Annotated in this window: 14 protein-coding genes and 1 tRNA gene; 9 read left to right on the top strand and 6 right to left on the bottom strand. The window is 65.9% G+C overall.

Annotated elements, in window-relative coordinates; translation table 11 throughout:
• Positions 1 to 66: 66 nt before the first annotated feature.
• The 7 genes from ACIBVN_RS07070 (at position 67) to fxsT (ending at position 10355) form a co-directional block, all read left to right on the top strand.
• On the top strand, positions 67 to 594 hold the full coding sequence (locus tag ACIBVN_RS07070) for a SigE family RNA polymerase sigma factor (RefSeq protein ID WP_397133561.1): 528 nt from the start codon (positions 67 to 69) through the stop codon (positions 592 to 594).
• Positions 591 to 1625 (top strand): permease-like cell division protein FtsX, encoded by a 1035-nt coding sequence (locus tag ACIBVN_RS07065; RefSeq protein WP_397133560.1) that lies wholly within the window; start codon positions 591 to 593, stop codon positions 1623 to 1625. Before ACIBVN_RS07070 ends, ACIBVN_RS07065 begins: the two co-directional genes overlap by 4 nt.
• Before the next feature lie 106 nt (positions 1626 to 1731).
• Positions 1732 to 2577 (top strand): stage 0 sporulation family protein, encoded by an 846-nt coding sequence (locus ACIBVN_RS07060; protein WP_397133558.1) that lies wholly within the window; start codon positions 1732 to 1734, stop codon positions 2575 to 2577.
• Positions 2578 to 2774: 197 nt separating this feature from the next.
• Complete coding sequence (locus ACIBVN_RS07055; protein WP_397133556.1) at positions 2775 to 2951, top strand: hypothetical protein; 177 nt, start codon at positions 2775 to 2777, stop codon at positions 2949 to 2951.
• A gap of 26 nt (positions 2952 to 2977) precedes the next feature.
• The gene (locus ACIBVN_RS07050) at positions 2978 to 5212 is read left to right on the top strand and encodes an FxsB family cyclophane-forming radical SAM/SPASM peptide maturase (protein ID WP_397133554.1); all 2235 of its coding nucleotides are present in this window, start codon (positions 2978 to 2980) and stop codon (positions 5210 to 5212) included.
• 765 nt (positions 5213 to 5977) lie between these two features.
• Positions 5978 to 6478 carry an FxsC protein gene (gene fsxC / locus ACIBVN_RS07045; RefSeq protein ID WP_397133552.1) on the top strand — a complete coding sequence of 167 codons (501 nt, stop codon included), beginning with the start codon at positions 5978 to 5980 and terminating at the stop codon, positions 6476 to 6478.
• Entirely contained in the window at positions 6459 to 10355 is a 3897-nt protein-coding gene (fxsT, locus tag ACIBVN_RS07040) for an FxSxx-COOH system tetratricopeptide repeat protein (RefSeq protein ID WP_397133550.1), read from the top strand. Before fsxC ends, fxsT begins: the two co-directional genes overlap by 20 nt.
• Positions 10356 to 10389: 34 nt before the next feature.
• On the opposite strand, the gene ACIBVN_RS07035 is transcribed toward fxsT, so the two are convergent.
• Complete coding sequence (locus tag ACIBVN_RS07035) at positions 10390 to 11274, bottom strand: alpha/beta fold hydrolase (protein ID WP_397133549.1); 885 nt, start codon at positions 11272 to 11274, stop codon at positions 10390 to 10392.
• Positions 11275 to 11504: 230 nt separating this feature from the next.
• Between ACIBVN_RS07035 and ACIBVN_RS07030 the strand changes: the two genes are divergently transcribed.
• A tRNA-Thr gene (locus ACIBVN_RS07030) sits at positions 11505 to 11581 on the top strand.
• Between the two features lie 228 nt (positions 11582 to 11809).
• On the opposite strand, the gene ACIBVN_RS07025 is transcribed toward ACIBVN_RS07030, so the two are convergent.
• Positions 11810 to 12010 (bottom strand): hypothetical protein, encoded by a 201-nt coding sequence (locus ACIBVN_RS07025; protein ID WP_397133547.1) that lies wholly within the window; start codon positions 12008 to 12010, stop codon positions 11810 to 11812.
• Positions 12011 to 12291: 281 nt separating this feature from the next.
• Between ACIBVN_RS07025 and ACIBVN_RS07020 the strand changes: the two genes are divergently transcribed.
• Entirely contained in the window at positions 12292 to 12732 is a 441-nt protein-coding gene (locus ACIBVN_RS07020; protein ID WP_397133545.1) for a hypothetical protein, read from the top strand.
• Between the two features lie 172 nt (positions 12733 to 12904).
• Here ACIBVN_RS07020 and ACIBVN_RS07015 read toward each other — a convergent pair whose 3' ends face one another.
• The 4 genes from ACIBVN_RS07015 to ACIBVN_RS07000 form a co-directional block, all read right to left on the bottom strand.
• On the bottom strand, positions 12905 to 15421 hold the full coding sequence (locus ACIBVN_RS07015; RefSeq protein WP_397133543.1) for a DEAD/DEAH box helicase: 2517 nt from the start codon (positions 15419 to 15421) through the stop codon (positions 12905 to 12907).
• Between the two features lie 452 nt (positions 15422 to 15873).
• The gene (xerC, locus tag ACIBVN_RS07010) at positions 15874 to 17082 is read right to left on the bottom strand and encodes a tyrosine recombinase XerC (RefSeq protein WP_397133541.1); all 1209 of its coding nucleotides are present in this window, start codon (positions 17080 to 17082) and stop codon (positions 15874 to 15876) included.
• Positions 17082 to 17264 carry a helix-turn-helix transcriptional regulator gene (locus ACIBVN_RS07005; protein ID WP_397133539.1) on the bottom strand — a complete coding sequence of 61 codons (183 nt, stop codon included), beginning with the start codon at positions 17262 to 17264 and terminating at the stop codon, positions 17082 to 17084. The genes xerC and ACIBVN_RS07005 overlap by 1 nt, the downstream gene beginning before the upstream one ends.
• A complete protein-coding gene (locus ACIBVN_RS07000; RefSeq protein ID WP_397133537.1) occupies positions 17254 to 18633 on the bottom strand; it encodes a replication initiator in 1380 nt (459 codons plus the stop codon). Before ACIBVN_RS07000 ends, ACIBVN_RS07005 begins: the two co-directional genes overlap by 11 nt.
• Positions 18634 to 18817 lie beyond the last annotated feature (184 nt).

Genomic DNA, 18817 nt, shown 5'->3' with positions numbered 1-18817 from the left:
TCCACGCTCCTCCGAAACGGACCCGTGACGCGAGCAGCAGATGAGGCTGTGAGGCGTCTCTGATACGTGGAAGTCGAACTACTCACCCAACAAGAGGCCCTGGCGCGGCAGCGGGTCGACGTGGCGTCGATCTTCGCCGAGCACCACGTGGGTCTCGTCCGGCTGGCCCTGATCATGGTCGGCGATCAGGCGAGCGCGGAAGACGTCGTGCAGGAGGCGTTCGCGCGCACTCACGCGGGCCGCGGCCGGTTACGCGATGCCGACAAGGCGCTGGCCTACGTGCGTTCCGCGGTGCTCAACGGGTGCCGGTCCGTGCTGCGCAGGCGGGCTACGGTGTTCCGGCGCGCGGTGCCGTACGAGCCGCCCGTCTGGTCGGCGGAGAGCGCCGCGCTCATGGGCGAGGAGCACCGCGAGGTGCTGCTGGCCCTGCGCGAACTGCCGCGCAGGCAGCGCGAGGCGCTGACGCTGCGCTACTACTTCGACCTGTCCGACCAGGAGATCGCCGACACCATGGGGATCGGCGCCAGCACGGTCAGGTCCACGGTCGCACGAGGGCTGGCGGCCCTCGCCCGGGTGCTTGGGGAGGATTCATGACCAGCCGTGTGGAAGACAGACTGCGCGAGGCCCTCGTCGAAGTGGGGGCGACGGTCGACGCCGGCGCGCTCAGGCCGTTGCGGGAGCCGCAGCGGACGCGGTTCCGGGTGGACTTCCGGCTCGTGACGGCGGCGGCGGCGGTCGTGGTGCTCGCGGGGGCGGCGACCGCCGTGTGGCTGAGTGGCCCGGGCGCCGAGGATCGTGCGGTGGCGGCCGACCCCGCGCCCGCCGAGAGCACGGAGGTAGCCGTCTTCCTGTGTACGAAGTCGGCGCCGAAGAATTCGTCGTGCCAGGGGCGCGACGCCAGCCGTGCGGAGAGGGAGGCGATCGAGCGGACGCTGAAGGAGTTGCCGCAGCTCAAAGAGGTGCTCTACACAGACCAGACCGCCGCCTACACGAATTTCCGAGCCGCTTTCGCGCACAACAAGGCGGTGCTGGACGCGGTCAAGCCCGCCGACCTGCCGGCGTCGTTCAGGTTGAAGTTCAAGAAGGGGGCCGACCCGAAGGAGGTGGAGAAGGCGCTTCGGGGAATGTCCGGCGTGCGGAGCGTCAGGCCGCAGGCTCTTCCCTCGGCCGAGCAACGGAAGCCGCTGATCAGCGTGTTCCTCTGCGGCAAGGGATCCGCCATGCCGGCGTGTGGTGCCGAGCGCGAGTCCCGGGGGAAGGACGGCTTCAAGGTCACCAAGGACGGAAAGGCGGCGACGGCCGCCCAGACGCGGGCCATCGAGAAGACGATCAAGGCCATGCCTGGAGTACAAGAGGTCGTCTTCGAGGACCAGGCGGCGGCGTACGAGAACTTCATGCGCACGTACCGGGGCAGAAAGGAGCTCGTCAAGGTGACGGACCTGCCGGAATCGTTCAGAGTGATGATGAAGCCCGAGGCGGAGTGGGTCCCGGTGGTCCGCCAAATGAGGCGGCAGCCCGGGGTGAGTCAGGTCATCTACGCCCCGTGTTACGCAGATTTGAGCGAGTTGCAAACCGCCTATGAGTTGTTACTGCCGGACGACAAGGTGTGCCCGACAGGCAAGTGATCCCGCTCCGCCCTCACTCTCCGCGCGCGGCACACGTAATGTGGCAGGGAAGGCCGTACAACCCCCTAGGCCGTCAGGAGGCGAGCTCGAGCCCATGGGAATGATCATGGCTGTGAGCTTCACCCGCTACGGGAGGCTCTACTACCTCGACCCCGGCGAGCACAGCCCGAAGGTGGGCGACAAGGTGCTCGTCCCGACCGACTCGGGTCCCGAGGTGGCGGAGTGCGTGTGGGCGCCGCAGTACTCGAGCGAGGACATTGACGGGCTACCGGTGTGCGCGGGCCTCGCGGGCGAGGAGCATCTCGCCCGCGACGAGGCCAACAAGCGGCGCAGGGCCGAGGCGCGCAGCGTGTCCAAGCGGCTGATCAAACGGCACACGCTGCCGATGAAGGTCGTCGGGATCGACTACCTCGACGAGGACAACGTCTACACCGTCTACTTCTCGGCCCCGCACCGGGTCGACTTCCGTGCCCTGGTGCGCGATCTCGCCCGCAACCTCCGGGCCAGGGTCGAGCTGCGGCAGATCGGGCCGAGGGACGAGGCGCGGCTGCAGGGCGGCATCGGACCCTGCGGTCGCGACCTGTGCTGCGCCACGTTCCTGAAGGACTTCGAGCCGGTTTCGGTGCGGATGGCCAAGGACCAGGACCTTCCCGTCAATCCGCTGCGGATCGCGGGGGCGTGCGGGCGGCTCATGTGCTGCCTCAAGTACGAGCACCCGTTGTACGTCGAGACGCGTTACCGGATGCCCCGCAACGGAAGCCGCGTGAGCACCCCGCAGGGCGACGGAACCGTGGTCGGGCACAACGTGCCCTCCGACACGGTGACGGTGCGCCTGGACGACGGCGGAAGGCGCTGCGCGTGCCCCTCGGCGTCGGTGTGCTCGCCTCGTATCCAGCACGAGACGATGTACGGCAAAGGACAGGAATCAGCCGATCAACCCCCTTCTGAATAACGAACAAATCAGGATTTAGCAGCACGATCAGGTATAAGTCAGGAAGATTCCTTCGGTCTGTTGTGGGAGCTAGATGACAGCGTGGCCAAAAAGTTTTCGCGGTCCCGATCCCGTACGTCGTGTCGTGTGGGAGTATCTTCGAGCGGGCATGACACTTATCCCGTCGGCACCCGAAGCGCGTACAGGATCGGATGAAAATGATCACGGTTGAGGACGGGGAGCTGGTCTCCGAGGTCAAGGACCTGCGCGATGTTCCCTTCGGCGATATCGGGGCCCCGGGGGAGCGGATGCTCGAAGACAATCTGCGCCGCGTGCTGCCAGACCGTTCCGCAACGCCTCCGGTGCCGGTCGCGGCCTTCTCGAACTTCGTCTAGCTTCTAGCCAGGGATGGCTGAGTGGAGTGGTTACTCCTTTCCGGCAGTTCGTTCTTAAAGTACACAGTAGATGCGATCTCGCCTGTAACCACTGTTACGTATATGAGCATGCCGATCAGAGCTGGCGTAGCCGTCCCAAAGTCATATCCGCACACACTGTTGGCCGCGTCGCCGCGCGGATAGCCGAGCACGTGCGGCGGCACGATGTGGACAAGATCGATGTCGTGCTGCACGGCGGTGAGCCGTTGCTCGCCGGACACGAGCGCCTGGACGAGATCGCTCGGGTGCTGCGTGGTGCGCTCGACGGAGCCTGTCAGGTCGACCTCCACATCCAGACCAACGGGATCCTGCTCGACGAGCGCCACTGCGATCTGTTCGCCGAGCACGGCATCCAGGTCGGTGTCTCGCTGGACGGCGACAAGGCGGCCAATGACCGCCATCGCCTCTACGCGTCGGGCAGGAGCAGTTACGACCAGGTCCTCCGAGCCGTGGAGCTGCTCAGGAAGCGGCCGGAGATCTATGCGGGCCTCCTGTGCACGATCGACGTGGCCAACGAGCCGATCACTGTGTACGAGGCGCTGCGGGAGCTCCAGCCGCCCAGGATCGACTTCCTGCTGCCCTACGCCACCTGGGACAACCCCCCTGAGCGGCCGTCCCCGACCGCGTACGCCGACTGGTTGATCGCCGTCTTCGAGCGCTGGAACGCGGACGGCCGGCCGATGTCCGTGCGCCTGTTCGAGTCGATCATCCGGACGACCAGAGGCGATGCGAGTCTGTCCGAGGCCGTCGGGCTCGAGCCGAGCACCATGATCGTCATCGACACCGACGGCTCGTACGAGCTCGTCGACTCGCTGAAGGTCGCATATGACGGCGCTCCGGCGACCGGCCACGACGTCTTCCAGCACGCGCTGGACGAGGTCGCCACGCATCCCGGCGTCCTCGCCAGGCAGGGCGGGCTGGAGAACCTGTCGGCCACCTGCCGGGAATGCCCCATCGTCACGAGTTGCGGGGGCGGGCTCTACACGCACAGGTTCCGCGCGGGATCGTTCGACAACCCCAGTGTCTACTGCGCGGACCTCGTCAAGCTGATCTCTCACATCCGGGACGAGACCGAGATGCCCGCGCACAAGATCCCCTACGCCGGCCTGGACTCGCTCGCGACCGGCTCCGGCAGCGCGGCCGACATGGAGCGGCTGGCGGACGCGCAGCTCAGCCTGCGGCGAGCGCTGATCGCCGCGCTGCGTCCGCGTGCCGCCGATGAGGTGTGGGAGCTGTTCACCAGGCTCGACCGGCACCACCGCGAAGCGCTGGAAGCCGTGCTGGCGCATCCGTATGTCCGGGTGTGGGCCGTGGAGCGCCTGCAGGGTGAGGGCGAGGCCACGTACCTCGCGAACGTCGCCGCGGCGGCGATGATCCGCGCGGGCCAGGACGTGACTCTGCGGGTGGCCGCCGGCCACGGCGCCGTCCACCTGCCGACCGTGGGCACGCTGCACGGCGTCGACGGGGACACGGTGACGCTCGTCGCGCAGGCCGGCGAAATCGGGACGGACGGAACCGCGAAGCACGAGTGGCGGCCGGTTCGTACGGTGAGCTGTGGCGACTTCTCGCTCGTGCTGGAGGACGCCGATCCCCATCGTGACTGCCACCAGTGGCCGGCGGCGGACCGGCTGGACGCGAGCGCCCTGAGCGCCTGGCGGCACTCGTTCGAGGCGGCGTGGTTCCTCATCGAGAAGGAATACCCGCAATACGCCCAGGGCCTGCGCGGCGGGCTCACCACGCTGACGCCGCTGGCCCCCGCGCCCACCGGGCGCGACGTGAGCTCCACCGCCCGCCACGCCTTCGGCGCCGTCGCGGCGGCGCTGCCCGCCGATCCCGCGACGCTCGCCCTGCTGCTCATTCACGAGTTCCAGCACGTCAAGCTGGGCGCCGTGCTCGACCTGTTCGACCTGTTCGACAAGAGCGACACCCGGCTCTACCACGCACCCTGGCGGGAGGATCCCAGGCCGCTGGAGGGGCTGCTCCAGGGGACGTACGCACACATCGGGGTGACCGATTTCTGGCGGACGCGGCGAAACGTCGTACGAGGTGCGGCGCAGGTCAAGGCGGAGGAAGAGTTCGCCCGCTGGTGTGGGCACACCCTGGCGGCCACCGGCACGCTGGCGGGCAGCCAGGCGCTGACTCCGCTGGGTGAGAGGTTCGTCGCCCGGATGCGAGAGACGGTGGCGGCGTGGCAGGCGGGCGAGGAAGCCCCGTGGTCGTAACCGGCTAAAGGCTCGCGGCCTATTCTCCATGCGGCGATATGTGCCGTGACTGCGCACGATTTTGAAAAGCCCGAATGTGTGACAGCTGGGCGTGCCTGGTGAGGGCACGTGCTTGATGTCCCATTCGGTAGACAGCCCGGATTACGTCCTCCACGCGGCAGGCCGGTCAGATGAATAGCGCGAGATAGGAGCTTTCTCCGAAGCTGCCCGAGTGTATAGTGAATCGTTCCGCAGTGAGGGAGGTTGATGTCAAGAATGTCGCCTTCCGGGGGGATCGGGCAAGTACCGTATTTTTTCCTTAGTTATGCGCATGAGCCCGACGACGGCAACATGGGTGGCGGTGACCCGGACAGATGGGTGCACCGGTTGTTTCTCGAGTTATGCACTGATCTTCTCCAGATCACCGGGTTGGAGAAGGCCTCGCACGCGGGCTTCATGGACCGCAGGCTGCGCCTGGGCGAGCAGGCCGCCCACACCTCCGAACCGCCACCCGTGATCATCCCCATCGTGTGGACGGCCATCGAATCGTCGAGCATGCCCGAATGCACGCGAGCGAGTCATACTCCAGCTCGCGAGGCGCATCAAAGAAGTCGCCGAGTCGTCCCCGTTGCTGGAGGCGAGGGACGTTCCCGACTACACGGCACTTCCCAATGCCTTCGTCGGCTACAAGCTTCCGCGCACCATCAAGGTGACGGTGGTGGCGCCCGATATAGATCACCTTCCCGAGGGCCGTACCCCGTACTACTACGGTCAAATGCCGCACGAATGGAGCCCGTACCGTCACGAGGGAACCACCGGCCGCTCGTATCCGAGCTGGCCGATTTCGCGCGACTGCGCGGGATCGACACCGAGGTGGCCCCGCTCGACATGTCCGACGGCGAGCGACACGTGCCTGACGCTCCCGGAATGGTGCTGGTGGATCCGTGGGCCACACAGGTCCCTGACATGCGGGACACGCTCAGCAAGTTCGGCAGCTCGGGCAGGCACTGGTACCCCGTCAAGGTGCCGTGGAACGACGCGGACGTGCAGACGAGCAGGGCCGAGCCCCAGCTGCGCCGTTCGCCCGGCATGGTCATCCCGGGCGACTGCGGCGAGCCCGCCGCCCATGACGTGCAGTCCCTCGACGACCTGCGGCAGAAGATGCCCAAGATGCTGGCGCGCGCCTCCGAGCGCTACCTGCAGACGGCCCAGGTGAACTCGCCGCCTTCGGGCAAGAGATCGAGACTTATAGAGCCAGGAGACGGCGATGTCCAAGGACGAAAGTGAAGGCCGGATCGTCACGTTCTACTCCTACAAGGGCGGGACCGGGCGGACGATGGCGGTGGCCAACGTCGCCTGGCTGCTGGCCAGCAACGGCCTGCGCGTGCTGGCCATGGACTGGGATCTGGAGTCGCCCGGGCTGCATCGCTTCTTCCGCCCGTTCCTCGACGACAGCGTGATGAGCGCGACCACCGGCGTGATCGACATCGTCAACGAGTACCGGTGGGAGGCCGCGAGCCCGCGCGAGCACGACACCGACTGGCATCTGGAGTACGCCAAGGTGGTGCCGCACGCGGTGTCGCTGGAGTGGCGGTTCCCGAAGCAGGGCACCCTGGACTTCCTCTCCGCCGGCCAGCAGAACCGCGACTACTCCTCGCTGGTGTCCGCCTTCGACTGGGACACCTTCTACGAGAGGCTGGCCGGCGGCAGCTTCCTGGAGGCCCTGCGGGCCGACATCAAGCGCAACTACGACTACTGCCTGATCGACAGCAGAACGGGTTTGAGCGACATCGCCGACATCTGCACGATCGACATGCCGGACATCGTCGTCGACTGCTTCACCATGAGCGATCAGGGCATCGACGGTGCGGCAAGGGTCGCGGGGGCCATCAGCGGGCGTCATGACCGCCACCGCAGGATCCTGCCCGTCCCGATGCGGGTGGACGACGGCGAGAAGAAGAAGGCGGATGCCGGCCGGGCGTACGCGCGTTCCCGGTTCGAACGCTTCCTCACGGACATGTCCGCCGAGGACCGGGAGCGCTACTGGGGAGCGGTGGAGGTGCCGTACAAGCGCTTCTACGCCTTCGAGGAGACCCTGGCCGTCTTCGGCGACGCCCCGCAGTCACCCGGATCGCTGCTCGCGTCCTTCGAGCGGCTGACGGAGATGATCACGCAAGGCCAGGTCACCGGGCTCGTGCCGATGGAGGAGCCGGTACGGCTGCGCTGGCTGGAGTCGTTCACGCGAAGAGAGCCCGCTCTGCACGAGGAGATCCTGCTCAGCTACGCGCCGGAAGACCGCATGTGGGCCGACTGGATCGCGATCGTGCTCCGCCAGGCCAACTTCCGGGTCGTCCCGCAGGCGTTGTCGGCGGTCGGGGACGGCAACGGCGCAACGGCCGCGGACGGCGTCGTGGCCGTGGTGTCCGCGGCCTACCTGCAGGATTTCCAGGCCGCGGCCTGGGCGACGGCCACCGAGGACGGGTTGAACCTGGCGCCCCGGCTGACGATGCTGCGGATCTCAGGTGACCTGCGGCTCGGCCCGCCCTTCTCGGAGCAGCCGACCGTCGATCTCTTCAGGCTCTCTTCCTCGCAGGCCGCCGAGGCGATCCTGCGCGCGGTCGGCAAGCCCGCCGCCGTCGTCAACGACCCGGCGGTGCTGAGCGCCCGCTTCCCCGGCACGGTGCCGGCCATCTGGAACGTCCCACCGCGGAACGCCGCGTTCACGGGGCGGGACAAGGCGCTGGAAACCCTGCGCGACCAGCTCGTCGGCGGCAACCAGGCGGTGGTGCTCCCGCAGGCGCTGTACGGGCTCGGCGGCGTCGGCAAGACACAGGTGGCGCTGGAGTACGCCTACCGCTTCCAGGCCGACTACGACGTGGTGTGGTGGATCGCGGCGGAACAGCCGGATCTGATCAATCCTGCCCTGGCCGAACTCGCCCGGCGGCTCCACCTGCCCGTCGGCGACAGCATCGTGGAGGCGGCCGAAGCGGTTCGCGAGACGCTGCGCCGAGGTGAGCCCTACAAGCGCTGGCTGCTGATCTTCGACAATGCCGGTGAGCCGGAGGACCTGCGGAGGTACATGCCCGGAGGCCCCGGGCACATCATCGTCACCTCGCGCAATCCGACCTGGGTCAGCATCGCCAAGCCGCTCGAAGTCGACGTGTTCAGCCGGGAGGAGGGCCTGGAGCACCTGATGCGGACGGTGCCCGGCCTCAACCCCGACGACGCCCTGCGGGTGGCGGAGGCGCTGGGCTACCTGCCGCTCGCCATCGCGCAGGCCGCGGCGTGGCTGAGAGAGACCGGCCAGCCGGCCTCCGACTACGTCGAGCTGCTGCAGAGCCAGGCGGCCGTCGTGCTGTCGGCGAACCAGGCCGCCGACTATCCCAGCCCGGTGGCGGCCACGTGGAACGTCTCGTTGAGCCAGCTCAAGGAGCGTTCACCCGCCGCCGAGCGGCTGCTGCAGCTGTGCGCCTTCTTCTCGCCCGACCCCATCTCGCTGTCGCTGCTCTACAGCAAAGAGACGATGAAAGTGCTCGTGCCGTTCGACAAGTCGCTCCAGGGGGAGAAGCTTGTGCTCGGCCGGGTCATCAGGGAGATCAGCAGGTTCGCCCTGGCCAAAACCGATCAGGGCAGCAACACGCTGCAGGTCCACCGTCTCGTCCAAGCCGTGATCCGCGACCAGATGACGCAGGAGGAGAGAGACAAGGTCTCCCACGTGGTGCACCGCATCCTGGTGGAAGCCCGGCCCCGCCAGGGAGAGGTGGACGACCCGGAGAACTGGGAGAAGTACGACCTCATCTGGCCACACCTGCTCCCGTCCAACGCGGAGACGTGTGTGGAAGAGGAAACCAAGCAGCTCCTGACCGAGCGCGTGCGGTACTGGTGGAAGCGCGGCGACTACGACAACGCCCTGCAACTCGGCGAGCGCCTGTCCAGCTACTGGGAGCAGAAGTTCGGCCAGCTGGAACAGCAACGGCTGCACCTGCTGACCAATATCGCCAACGTGCAACGCTCGCTCGGCATGTTGCAGGAGGCGTACGAGCTGGAGCAGTGGGTCTGGGGCCACCAGCGCGAGCTGTTCGGCGAGGACCACCCGCACACGCTGCTGACCGCCAGCGGGGTCGCCGCGGACCTGCGGGCGCTCGGGCAGTTCCGCGAGGCGCTGGCACAGGACAGGGACGTCTATGAACGCTGGAAGGAGGTGTACGGCGAGGACCACCCGAGGGCGCTGCGGTCGGCGAACAACCTGGCCGTCTCCTACCGTCTCGTCGGCGACTGGCGCAATGCGAAAGAACTCGACGGCGACATCTACCAGCGCATGCTCCAGGCACTGGGGCCGATGAACCCCAACACGCTCAACTCGGCCCAGAACTTCGCCAGGGACATGCGCGAGGCGGGAGATTTCGAGGCCTCGATCGCTCTGCTGCGGCAGACGCTCCAGCATTACGCGGACCTGAATTTCGACGACTATCCCATCGCGCTGCGCGCCACGAAGAGCCTCGCCGTGTCGCTGCGCAGGGCCGGGCAGCGCAAGGAGGCGGCCGAGCACGCCCGGGACGTTTACAGCCGTTACATCCGGCTCTATCCGTCCGATCCCGAGGCCAAGGCCGCCGCGCTGGAGCTCGCCTGCTGCATGTCCTCCGCGGGTGACAAGGCGGCGGCCAGGGACATGGCGCGCAACGTGATGAAGGACTACAGCGAGCTGCTCGGTCCTGAGCACCCGTACACGTCCGCCGCGGCCAACAACCTCTGCTCGTACCTGCGCGGACTGGGAGCCCTCGACGAGGCCCGTGGCATGGGGGAGCGCAGTCTCGCCGCGCTGCGCCGCCACCTCGGTGACACGCACCCGTTCACGCTGACCTGCTCGATCAACGTGGCGAACTGCGCCGCGGACCAGGGAGAGCTGGATACGGCCGAGCGCATGGAGCAGCGCACGCTGGTCGGTCTCATCGCCACGCTGGGCAATGATCATCCCGATGTGCTGGCCTGCCAGGCCAACCTGTCGATCACCCTGCGTTCGCTCGGCAGGGACAAGGAGGCGGACGAGCTACGCAGAAGGACCCTCGCCGCGGTGACCGTCAAGCTGGGTGAAACGCATCCGTGCACCGAGGCCCTGCAGAAATGGCGGCGCGTCAACAGGGACCTCGAACCACAGCCGACCTGACGCTCAGGATTTCGATCCGCAGCCGATCTGACGCTCAGCCCGCCGGTTCGACGAGTTCGCGGGTGAGCCAGGGCAGCACCCTGGGCAGGACGCTCAGGGCGTCGAGATGTGCCAGCCCGCGCTGGATGCAGACCGTCGCGTTCGGGATGCGCCGGCCCAGCCAGCGGGCGTGCCCCACCGGGGCGAACACGTCGTTCTCGCCATGCCACACCAGGGTGGGCACCCGGATGACGGCCGGATCGAACCCCCAATCCGAGTTGAACGCCAGCACGTCGTCCACCCACCCGTCCGCCGAGTGGCGCAGGGCCTCGGTGAAGTTGCGGACCATCATCCGGCGCAGGCCGTGGTCGGAGACGATCCGGCGGTCGGCGCGACCGCCCTCCTGTCCGATGGACAGCACCTTGCTTTCGGGATCCGCCCGGATCTGGTTCGCGAGCGAGGTCAGGCGGGTGGCCGCGAGATGCGGCCCCGTCCGTGCGACCAGATATTCGAGCACGTTCGACTCCGCCATGCCCGCGAACCAGTCGAGCCCCTCGGCGCTGTGCGGGGCGAGGCTGACCAGCGCGGCCGCTCGCCTCGTGCGCTCGGGAAGCAGCGCGGCGCAGGCGAGCGCGTGCGGCGCGCCGCCCGAACGCCCCACGACGGCGAACCTGTCGATCTCGAGCGCGTCCGCGATCGCCGCCACATCCGCGGCGATGCTGGCCACCGTCCTGCTCGGCATCCTGTCCGACAGCCCGTATCCCGGCCGGTCAAAGGTGATCAGCCGGACACCCAGCCGGTAGAGCACCTGCGCGCGGGGAGACGGGCCGAGCCTGCTGCCGGGAGTGCCGTGCAGGAGGAAGATCGGGGTGCCGCCGGGCTTTCCCCGCTCCTCGACCGCCAGCCTTCTGCCATCCGGAGCGACCACGATACGGGGCAAGACATCCTCCGTCTGATCTTGGGAGAAACCCGTCACAGAGTCTTTCGGCGATCTGTCTTCTCTTGGAGAAACCCCGAGCAACCGGACGTACGCGTGCCCGGACAGTACGGTCACGGTACTACGGCGCAGCGGACCGGTGAATACCCGAACGAGGCCGCCGCCCGGGACGGTAGATCGATGGGAGCGAGAACCCCTTGGGCTCCTGTAGACTCTTCGAAGCTGCAGAGCCCGCCGCCTTAGCTCAGTCGGCCAGAGCACTTCACTCGTAATGAAGGGGTCTGGGGTTCGAATCCCCAAGGCGGCTCCAGTTCAAAGGCCCTTCCGGATGATCCGGAAGGGCCTTTTGCATGGGTGTACAGCAGCTCCGTACAGCAACCGCCTCTAGCGATCGAGGCTTTCGTTGAGCTGGTAGAGCCTTGCGGGTCTCAGGACTAGCGATCTGGGTTTAGACGTTCATGGTCACCGAACGCGATACGACTGTCCCCCAGGGGTGATCCATCGCTGGAGCGCCCAGAGCTGGAACGCTAACCGAACGTCAGTTGGTGTCCTCCACCTTGTCGCCACTGGGCGGGATGATCTTGTTGAAGAACGGGATGGCCAAGCCGAACGTGCCACCGCTGTACAGGAACGCCATCTGCCAGATGGTGCCGGCCGACGTCGTCAGGGCGAACGCGAGCACCGCAACGAATGCCGCCGCCATGACCACGACGGCGGCTCGGACGGTGAGTAGGTACATCGCTCCTCCGTAGGGGGACGTAGGGCGCGGCGATCACGCCCTTGTCTTGAGCGGCGAGCCTTCCATTCCTGAGAACTCCGGCTTTCGCCTGCTCTGATCCCAGCATCGGGGTGCTCTGGAGTAGTTTTCCCTTTGTGTTGAAGTGTTTTCTCTGGTGATACGTGGCGATTTAACGTGGTCGTGATTGAAGTCTAGGTGGTCAAAGGTTGTCGGGAGTAGGCTTTGCTCGTCTTGATGTGTCGATAGTAGGCGAGGGTCTTGTCATGGTGAGAGCGATAGCCATGCCATCCAAGGATCAGGTGCCCGAAGGCCCGCACCGGGAGCTCCTGATACTTCTCTTCCAGATGTACCGGGCCGCTGGACGCCCTCCGCTCAAGCAGATCGTCTCCACCGCGGAACGACTTGGGCTTGACGGCACGGCGAGCCAGGAGACGATCCGGCGCACCCTCCACGGCAAGGTCATTCCTGAGCGGTGGGAAACGGCATACGCGATTTATGCGCCGCTGTGCGCGCTCGCCGATGTTGATCCCGATGCGGAGTACTATCACAACGACTACGAGGGATACGGCGAGCCGGACACCTCAACGCACAAAGAGCTGTTCAGACGGGCGTGGAGTGCGGCTTTCGACACCGAAGAATTGCCGCCTCCTCTTTTGGGAGCCAAGGTCACGAACACGCAGGCTCAGCCCGTCCTCGATTTCTCGGATGAACCGCCATTCTGACCTGCAAGTCTTCAAGGCACTCGGCGAGTGAGGGGCGGCTGCAACATGTTGCAGCCGCCCCTGCCTTGCCGAGCACGGTGGAAGTGCGTGCGGAGCGCCCTTCTGGTTGTTGTTCCTGTTAGTGCCGACACGATTGTCGTCTGGCGATTCAGTCGTCGGCGGACGCAAAGATTTACGATCCAGACCGTGGGGCTTCTGCGTACATCCGAAACACATTGCCATGGTCAAGTTTGCTGTGGGCGAGCTGAGTGGCAACAGCTTGCTCATCACCCCAGCGCCCCATGCCATCAGCAAGGGCGGTCGTATAGGCCCTGACGGCGTCTTTGAGCTCCTCCAGCTTCGCTGTCGTAACCACCCGCATATTTGGTACGCCTATACCTCGTACGTCGAGGTCCCGGCTCGGGTGGACCATGACCGGAAGCGGAGTAACTTCAGGGTATTGCTCCTGATCCCAGCGGACACTGCCACCGAGCTGGTCTAGGTCCTTCTTGGAAATAGTTTCGGTTGTTGCGCCCGTCTTCAGCTCGGTGACCGCGTGGCGGTCGCGACCGAGCACCCACAAGTTATCCGGGCCGGTGCCGTACGCCTGCTCTGGGCGAGAACTGGTGAACCCCAGATGACGTCCCAAGCGCTCCCACGCGGCTTCGGCCTCCTTGGTGCGCTCTTCGTCCCACGTGATCTGATCTAGCATGGCCCGCACGCCCAGGACCAAAGATGTTGCGTCCTTGTACTGGCTCGCCAAGAACTCAGCAGCCGCGCGCGCCTGACTAGCGGCGGCTTTGAGCTGAGAGGGAGCAACGCCGACGGCTGGTCGGAGAACGAAGGCGTTCCTATTTCCCGCAGCAGAGAGCACTTGTTGCGCGGCTGCAGGATCAGTCAGGTGCAGGTACGCAGCCTTCTGCTCCATGATCCAACCACTTGTAGCAGGATCACTCAGAGTGTTGATGACCTCCTGCAGTTGGTCCACAGCGGCAAGCGACTGACCAGCCGAGGCAAGGTCGAACGCTTTGCGTGCGGCGATGGCCTCTGGGCGGATGGTGCTGGTCTCTGCGTAGCGGACCTCCGCGAGCGCCCGGCGGCTGCGTTCGACCCAGGCGGGAAGGCGGTTCAGGCAGGCAGACAGTGCACTACGGATTGCATCCAGGCCCTCTCCCTGAATCTGCGTGGCGATGTCGCGGCTCAGATTGAGCTGTGCCCGGGTAGCCGGCGAGAAGAGGCTCAGGTGAAGCGGATCATGGGTAGCCACCGCGAGATTGGCACCCAGCAGCAGTACTGCACATGAGTCGTCTGTGTCACGTACACCGCGCCCCATGCCCTGCTCGATGCGCTGTACCTCGCGGGCTAGTCGGACAGGGCTATCGGCAAGAGCAACAGCCTCCCGGCTCTCCACAGCGTCCATCGGCCGCGGAATGCCATCCAGAATGAGCAGGTCGCAGGCCCTGCCAGGGAGGTCGATTCCGTCATACTTGTTGACGAGAACAACCAGTCCGACATGGCCGGCCTTGAGATCCGCCACACCCTGCTGAAGGTCTCGAACCAAGAGGATGCGGTCGGCGTAGTGCCGCCACACGTTGGCTGCTTTCAAGCTTGGCACGAGAACGACAACGTTGATGGGTTCGGCCTCCACGATGCCGTCACCGTCGCGATCGCCTTGGGAAAACTGGTGAGCCAGAACACGGATGGCTTCCTCGTCCATGGAAGGGTTGAGCGCGATAGGAGCCAGTATCATCCGGTCACCCAGATCGGCCGCGCTTCCTGGTGTGACCGGATGCGCGAGCAACTCAGGGGCCGCATCTAGATCTGTTACCAAGATGCTGTCATCCGCCAGAGTGGCAGTCAGATAGACGCGACGGCGCGCGCGGGCAAAGGATGGGATCATATGGATCGGTGGGCAGGGCGGGCGGATTTCTACACTGCGGCCGGTGACGGTGGCAGCGCATAGGTGTAGCACATTCGAGATCAGCGGCCAGGCGAATTTGAATACATCATCCGACCGGAATGGATGTAGCAACTTCATGACATCGCTACGCCTATCAGCCCACGACCAGAATGGGATACGAGCGGTTGCGCTGTATTCCTTGGCCTTAACGTCCTCCCACACGTTGAGGGACTGATGCCGAAGATCTTCCTCGAACATGTCGAGGATGGCGCCGTAGGCGTCATGAGTGTCGGGGATGGTTAGCCGAAACTGGCCCTCCGTTGTTGCAAGGGCGGCGTGGGCGTCGTCGACGACAACAATGCCTAGGTCGACTGGTGCACGGCCATCTCCTGCTACACCAAAGATTGATTTTCCATTGATCAGCTTGTGGAAGGTGGTCACCAAGATGGCTTGCTGGGAGACGAACGCAAGATCGCTGGGATCGTTGGTCGTCTTCAAGCCGAGACGTGCAGCCTCCTCGCAGACACGGCTGGCGAGGTAAGTGTCGGGAGCCAGGTAGACGGCCTTACCTATGCCTTCGTTAAGGGTGCTTTGGGCGATTAGTAGCCCAGCGACGGTCTTGCCGCCACCGGTGTTCTGTTTGATGACGATGTCGCGATCATCCCTGCGGACATACCACTTCTCGAGTACCTCGCCCTGTTCTTGGCGTAGGTAGGGCCAAGGCCGGTGAGGAAGAGCCGCGTAGATGTCGCGCGGGCGTAGCAAGGGTTCGTGGTCCGCCGTGCCGATCCGGCTCCAGTCCAGTGGCATTGGACATCCCTTCGGGTCCGATCTCGTCCAGATGTGGGCCGATCTAACCGAAGATATACGCTTTCGGGCCTCGCTGATTACCAAATTGGAACGTTCTTGGCGTTCGTGACCCAGAGGTAAGAGGCGGCCGGGAGTGTAGGCCATCCTGAGTTCCGAAACAGCCCATAAAGCGTCGTTATGGACCATTGGTGCGGAAGAGGCGATCTATCGCCGACAGGCAGTGCTGGGGCGTGGCCGTAGTCGGTCGTGTCGAGCAGCAGTGTCGTCTCGCGTTAGCCGAGCGGGCGCAGACCGTCGAGGCACCACCTGCAGAGCGTCCAGTTTTGAAGCTCGAGGACGTTCTCGACAGATCACGACAGGGTGACGGGGAGCCGCGAGGGCCGCAGGCCCAACTTAAAGGCCCTTCCAGGTGATCCGGAAGGGCCTTTTGCATGGCCGTACAGCAACCACCTCTAGCGATCGAGGCTTTCGTTGAGCTGGTCGAGGGCCTTGCGGGTCTCAGGACTCGCGATCTGGGTGTAGACGTTCATGGTCACCGAGATCTGAGAGTGCCGCAGGATACGCATCGCCACCCGAGGGTGAACGTCCAGAGCGGCCAGCATCGAGGCGCAGGTGTGCCGAGTGTCGTGGACGCGGATGCGGGGGACACCGGCGGCCTTGCCACGCAGCTCAAATGATCGGTTGAAGTTCCGCGGCTCGACAGGCGTGCCGTACCGGGTGGTGAAGACGAGATCGGAGTCCTTCCACTTGTCGCCGGCCTCTTTGCGGGCGTCCTCCTGGACTCGGCGTCGGTGCTTGAGGGCGGTGACGCAGAGTGCTGGGAGGGGGAGCGAGGCGTCCGAATCGGCGGTCTTGGTCGTGTCACGGTGGAGCAGCTTGCCGTGGACGCGGTTGAGCTGGTGGGAGACCCACAGCTCTTGACCAGTGAGATCGATGCTGTCCCAGGTGAGCCCCAGGACCTCGCCACGACGCAGGCCGAGAACGAGCATGAGCACGAAGGCTGCGTAGAGCGGCTCGTCCACGGCCCGCAGATGCTCGAGGAACTTCCGCGCGTCATCGACGCTCCACACGACGTGCTTGCGCCTCTTCGTGGTCACCTTGGGCAGCGTGGTCAGCGAGACGGCGTTCTTGGAGATCAGTTCTTCGCGGATGGCGTGATTGAGAGCGGAGCGGAAGACGCGGCGGATGCTCTCGACGGTCCCGCGTGACGGGTGGTCCTCGCAGCACTGGCCATCCGAGCAGCACGGCTTCTTACGCTTCTTCTTCTGCGCGCAGCAGGTGCACAGGGCCGGAAGGGTGTTGAGCCAAGTCTGGACGTCGCGGACGGTCAGCTTGTCGAGTCGCCTCTTGCCCAGGCCGGGTATGAGGTAGAGCCGTACCAGCGCCTCGTACCCGGCGTAGGTCGTCGGTTCGCGGTTGGGCTGCACCACGTCGGAGAGCCAGCGGTTGAGGAAGGCGGACACCGTCTCGTGTCTGGTGGCCACAGGTCCCCTGCGAGCCTGCTCGTGGAGCTTGAGCCACTTCTCGTGGGTCTCCTCGCGGGTCTTGCCGTAGGCCCACTTGCGGGTGCGCTTGCCGTCAGGCGTGGTGACCCAGACGTAGCCCGCCCAGCCGTCCTTGTACGGGAAGATCGAGCCTTCCCCGTTCGATCGCTTGCCCATCAGGCGGCCTCCTCACATAGGCGGGTCACGTAGGCGTCCAGGGCGGACGATGGGATGCGGCGGCAGCGGGCGCTGACCAGGATTGATGTGATCTCGCCGGAGCGGATCAGGTTGTAGAGGGTCCAGCGGCTGATCTTGAGAACGGCCATGGCCTCGGGCACGGTGAGCAGTTCAGCGGTCATACGCGGCCTCCTGAGTGAGCGAGGCGGCCAGGGCGTGTTCGCCGGGTGTGAAGCCCTGTCCGGCGTATTGCCAGTGGCCGAGGACGTAGGTGGTTTCTGGGTCGTAGGGCAGGCGGGCGCGGGCCCAGTCGATGCGGGCCTGGCGCAGGTCGCCGAGGGTGGTGGAGTAGGCGCGGCTCTTGGTGGAGAAGTGGCCGCGGAAGCCGAGCATGTGGGCCCAGTCGCGTAGGCGTAGATGGGCGAGGTCGGGATGGGTGGCTGGGTTGCCGAGTGTCCAGGCGGTGCGGATGAGGCGTGCCGGGTGCTCGGCGATGTCGAGGCGGTGGAGTTGAAGGATGGTGGCGCTGGTCAGGGGCCGGTCGAGAGTGCCTGAGGTCTCGGCGGCCTTGGTGGCGTACTTGGCGATGTAGCCCGCGACCTTCTCTTCGGTCATGTCGCCGGTGCTGGAGTCGGCGGCGGTGGCGATGTGTTTGACGTCGATCTGGTCGCCCCAGAGGAGTTGGCGGGTGGGCTGTCCGAGGTCGGGCGAGGGGAGCTGTACAGCGCGAGCCGCCGAGTGGATCGCGCCGTCGAGCAGTTCGACAGTGGCCCAGGCCGGTGGTGGGACGGGTGTGGTGTCCTCGGTGCGGCTGTCCAGCCGGATCACGGCGTGGAAGTGGACAACACCGCGGGCCTGGTACTCGGCGACCTTGGCGAAGGAGATTCGTACGGTCTCATCGAAGGTCTTGCGGGTCAGGCCAGCGGCGGCGGCCAGGTGCCGGCGGAGGTAGATAGTGAAGCGCCGCCACAGGTCTCCGGCGTGGGCGTTCCACAGGATGTGGCCGACGTAGTCGTAGGTGTCAGGGTCGAGTGGTTGGCCGATGGCCGGGTCTCCTTGTTGGTGGCGGGTGAAGCAGGCCGGGCTGGTCCTGCGTGGGTGGCAGATGGGTGCGGCGCCGTCTTTGGCGGGGCCTCGGTGGACGGGGCCGAAGGTGGGTGCGGTGAAGGTGGCCAGCACTCTCGGGTGCGTGCATACGGTGGCCGGGACGCCCTTGTCGCCGCCGAGAAGGCCCGCGCGGATGAGGTGGAAGGTGTCGCGTCGGTAGGTCTCGGCGCACGCCGGGCAGCGGGCTTGGCGGCGGTTGCCGCAGCGGACGAGGAGTTGGCCGTGAGGCTCGTGGATGGTGGTGTAGTGCCGCAGCAGTTCGCCCGTGACGCTGTCGATGGTGTCCGACTCGCCGGTGAGGCGGATGGGTTCGCGGCAGCCGCGTAGCCGGTCCACCTGGTGCAGCCAGCGGGTCACGTCGTGGTTGGAGCGCCGGGCGAGGTCGCGGATGACCGGGCCGACGAGGGCGCTGATGGATGCGGGTAGCTCGATGGCTTCGGTCATGGTGCCTCCTCTCCGGTGCCTTCGCAGCACGGGCAGTTGATGGTGATCAGTTGGTTGCTGCGGATGGAGCGGACACGGACGGAGCCGTATCCGCCGCATTCCGGGCATGGCCGGTGGCGCATACTGGAGTTCCTTCGTTGAGTGCGGAGGGTGACGCCCCACGGGGGCGGCGTGGCTGCCAGGC

It is taken from the genome of Nonomuraea sp. NPDC049400 (genome assembly GCF_044466425.1).
Taxonomy (GTDB): Bacteria; Actinomycetota; Actinomycetes; order Streptosporangiales; family Streptosporangiaceae; genus Nonomuraea.
Note: the sequence above shows the minus strand (reverse complement) of the source record. Positions and strands in the feature narration are given on the sequence as shown.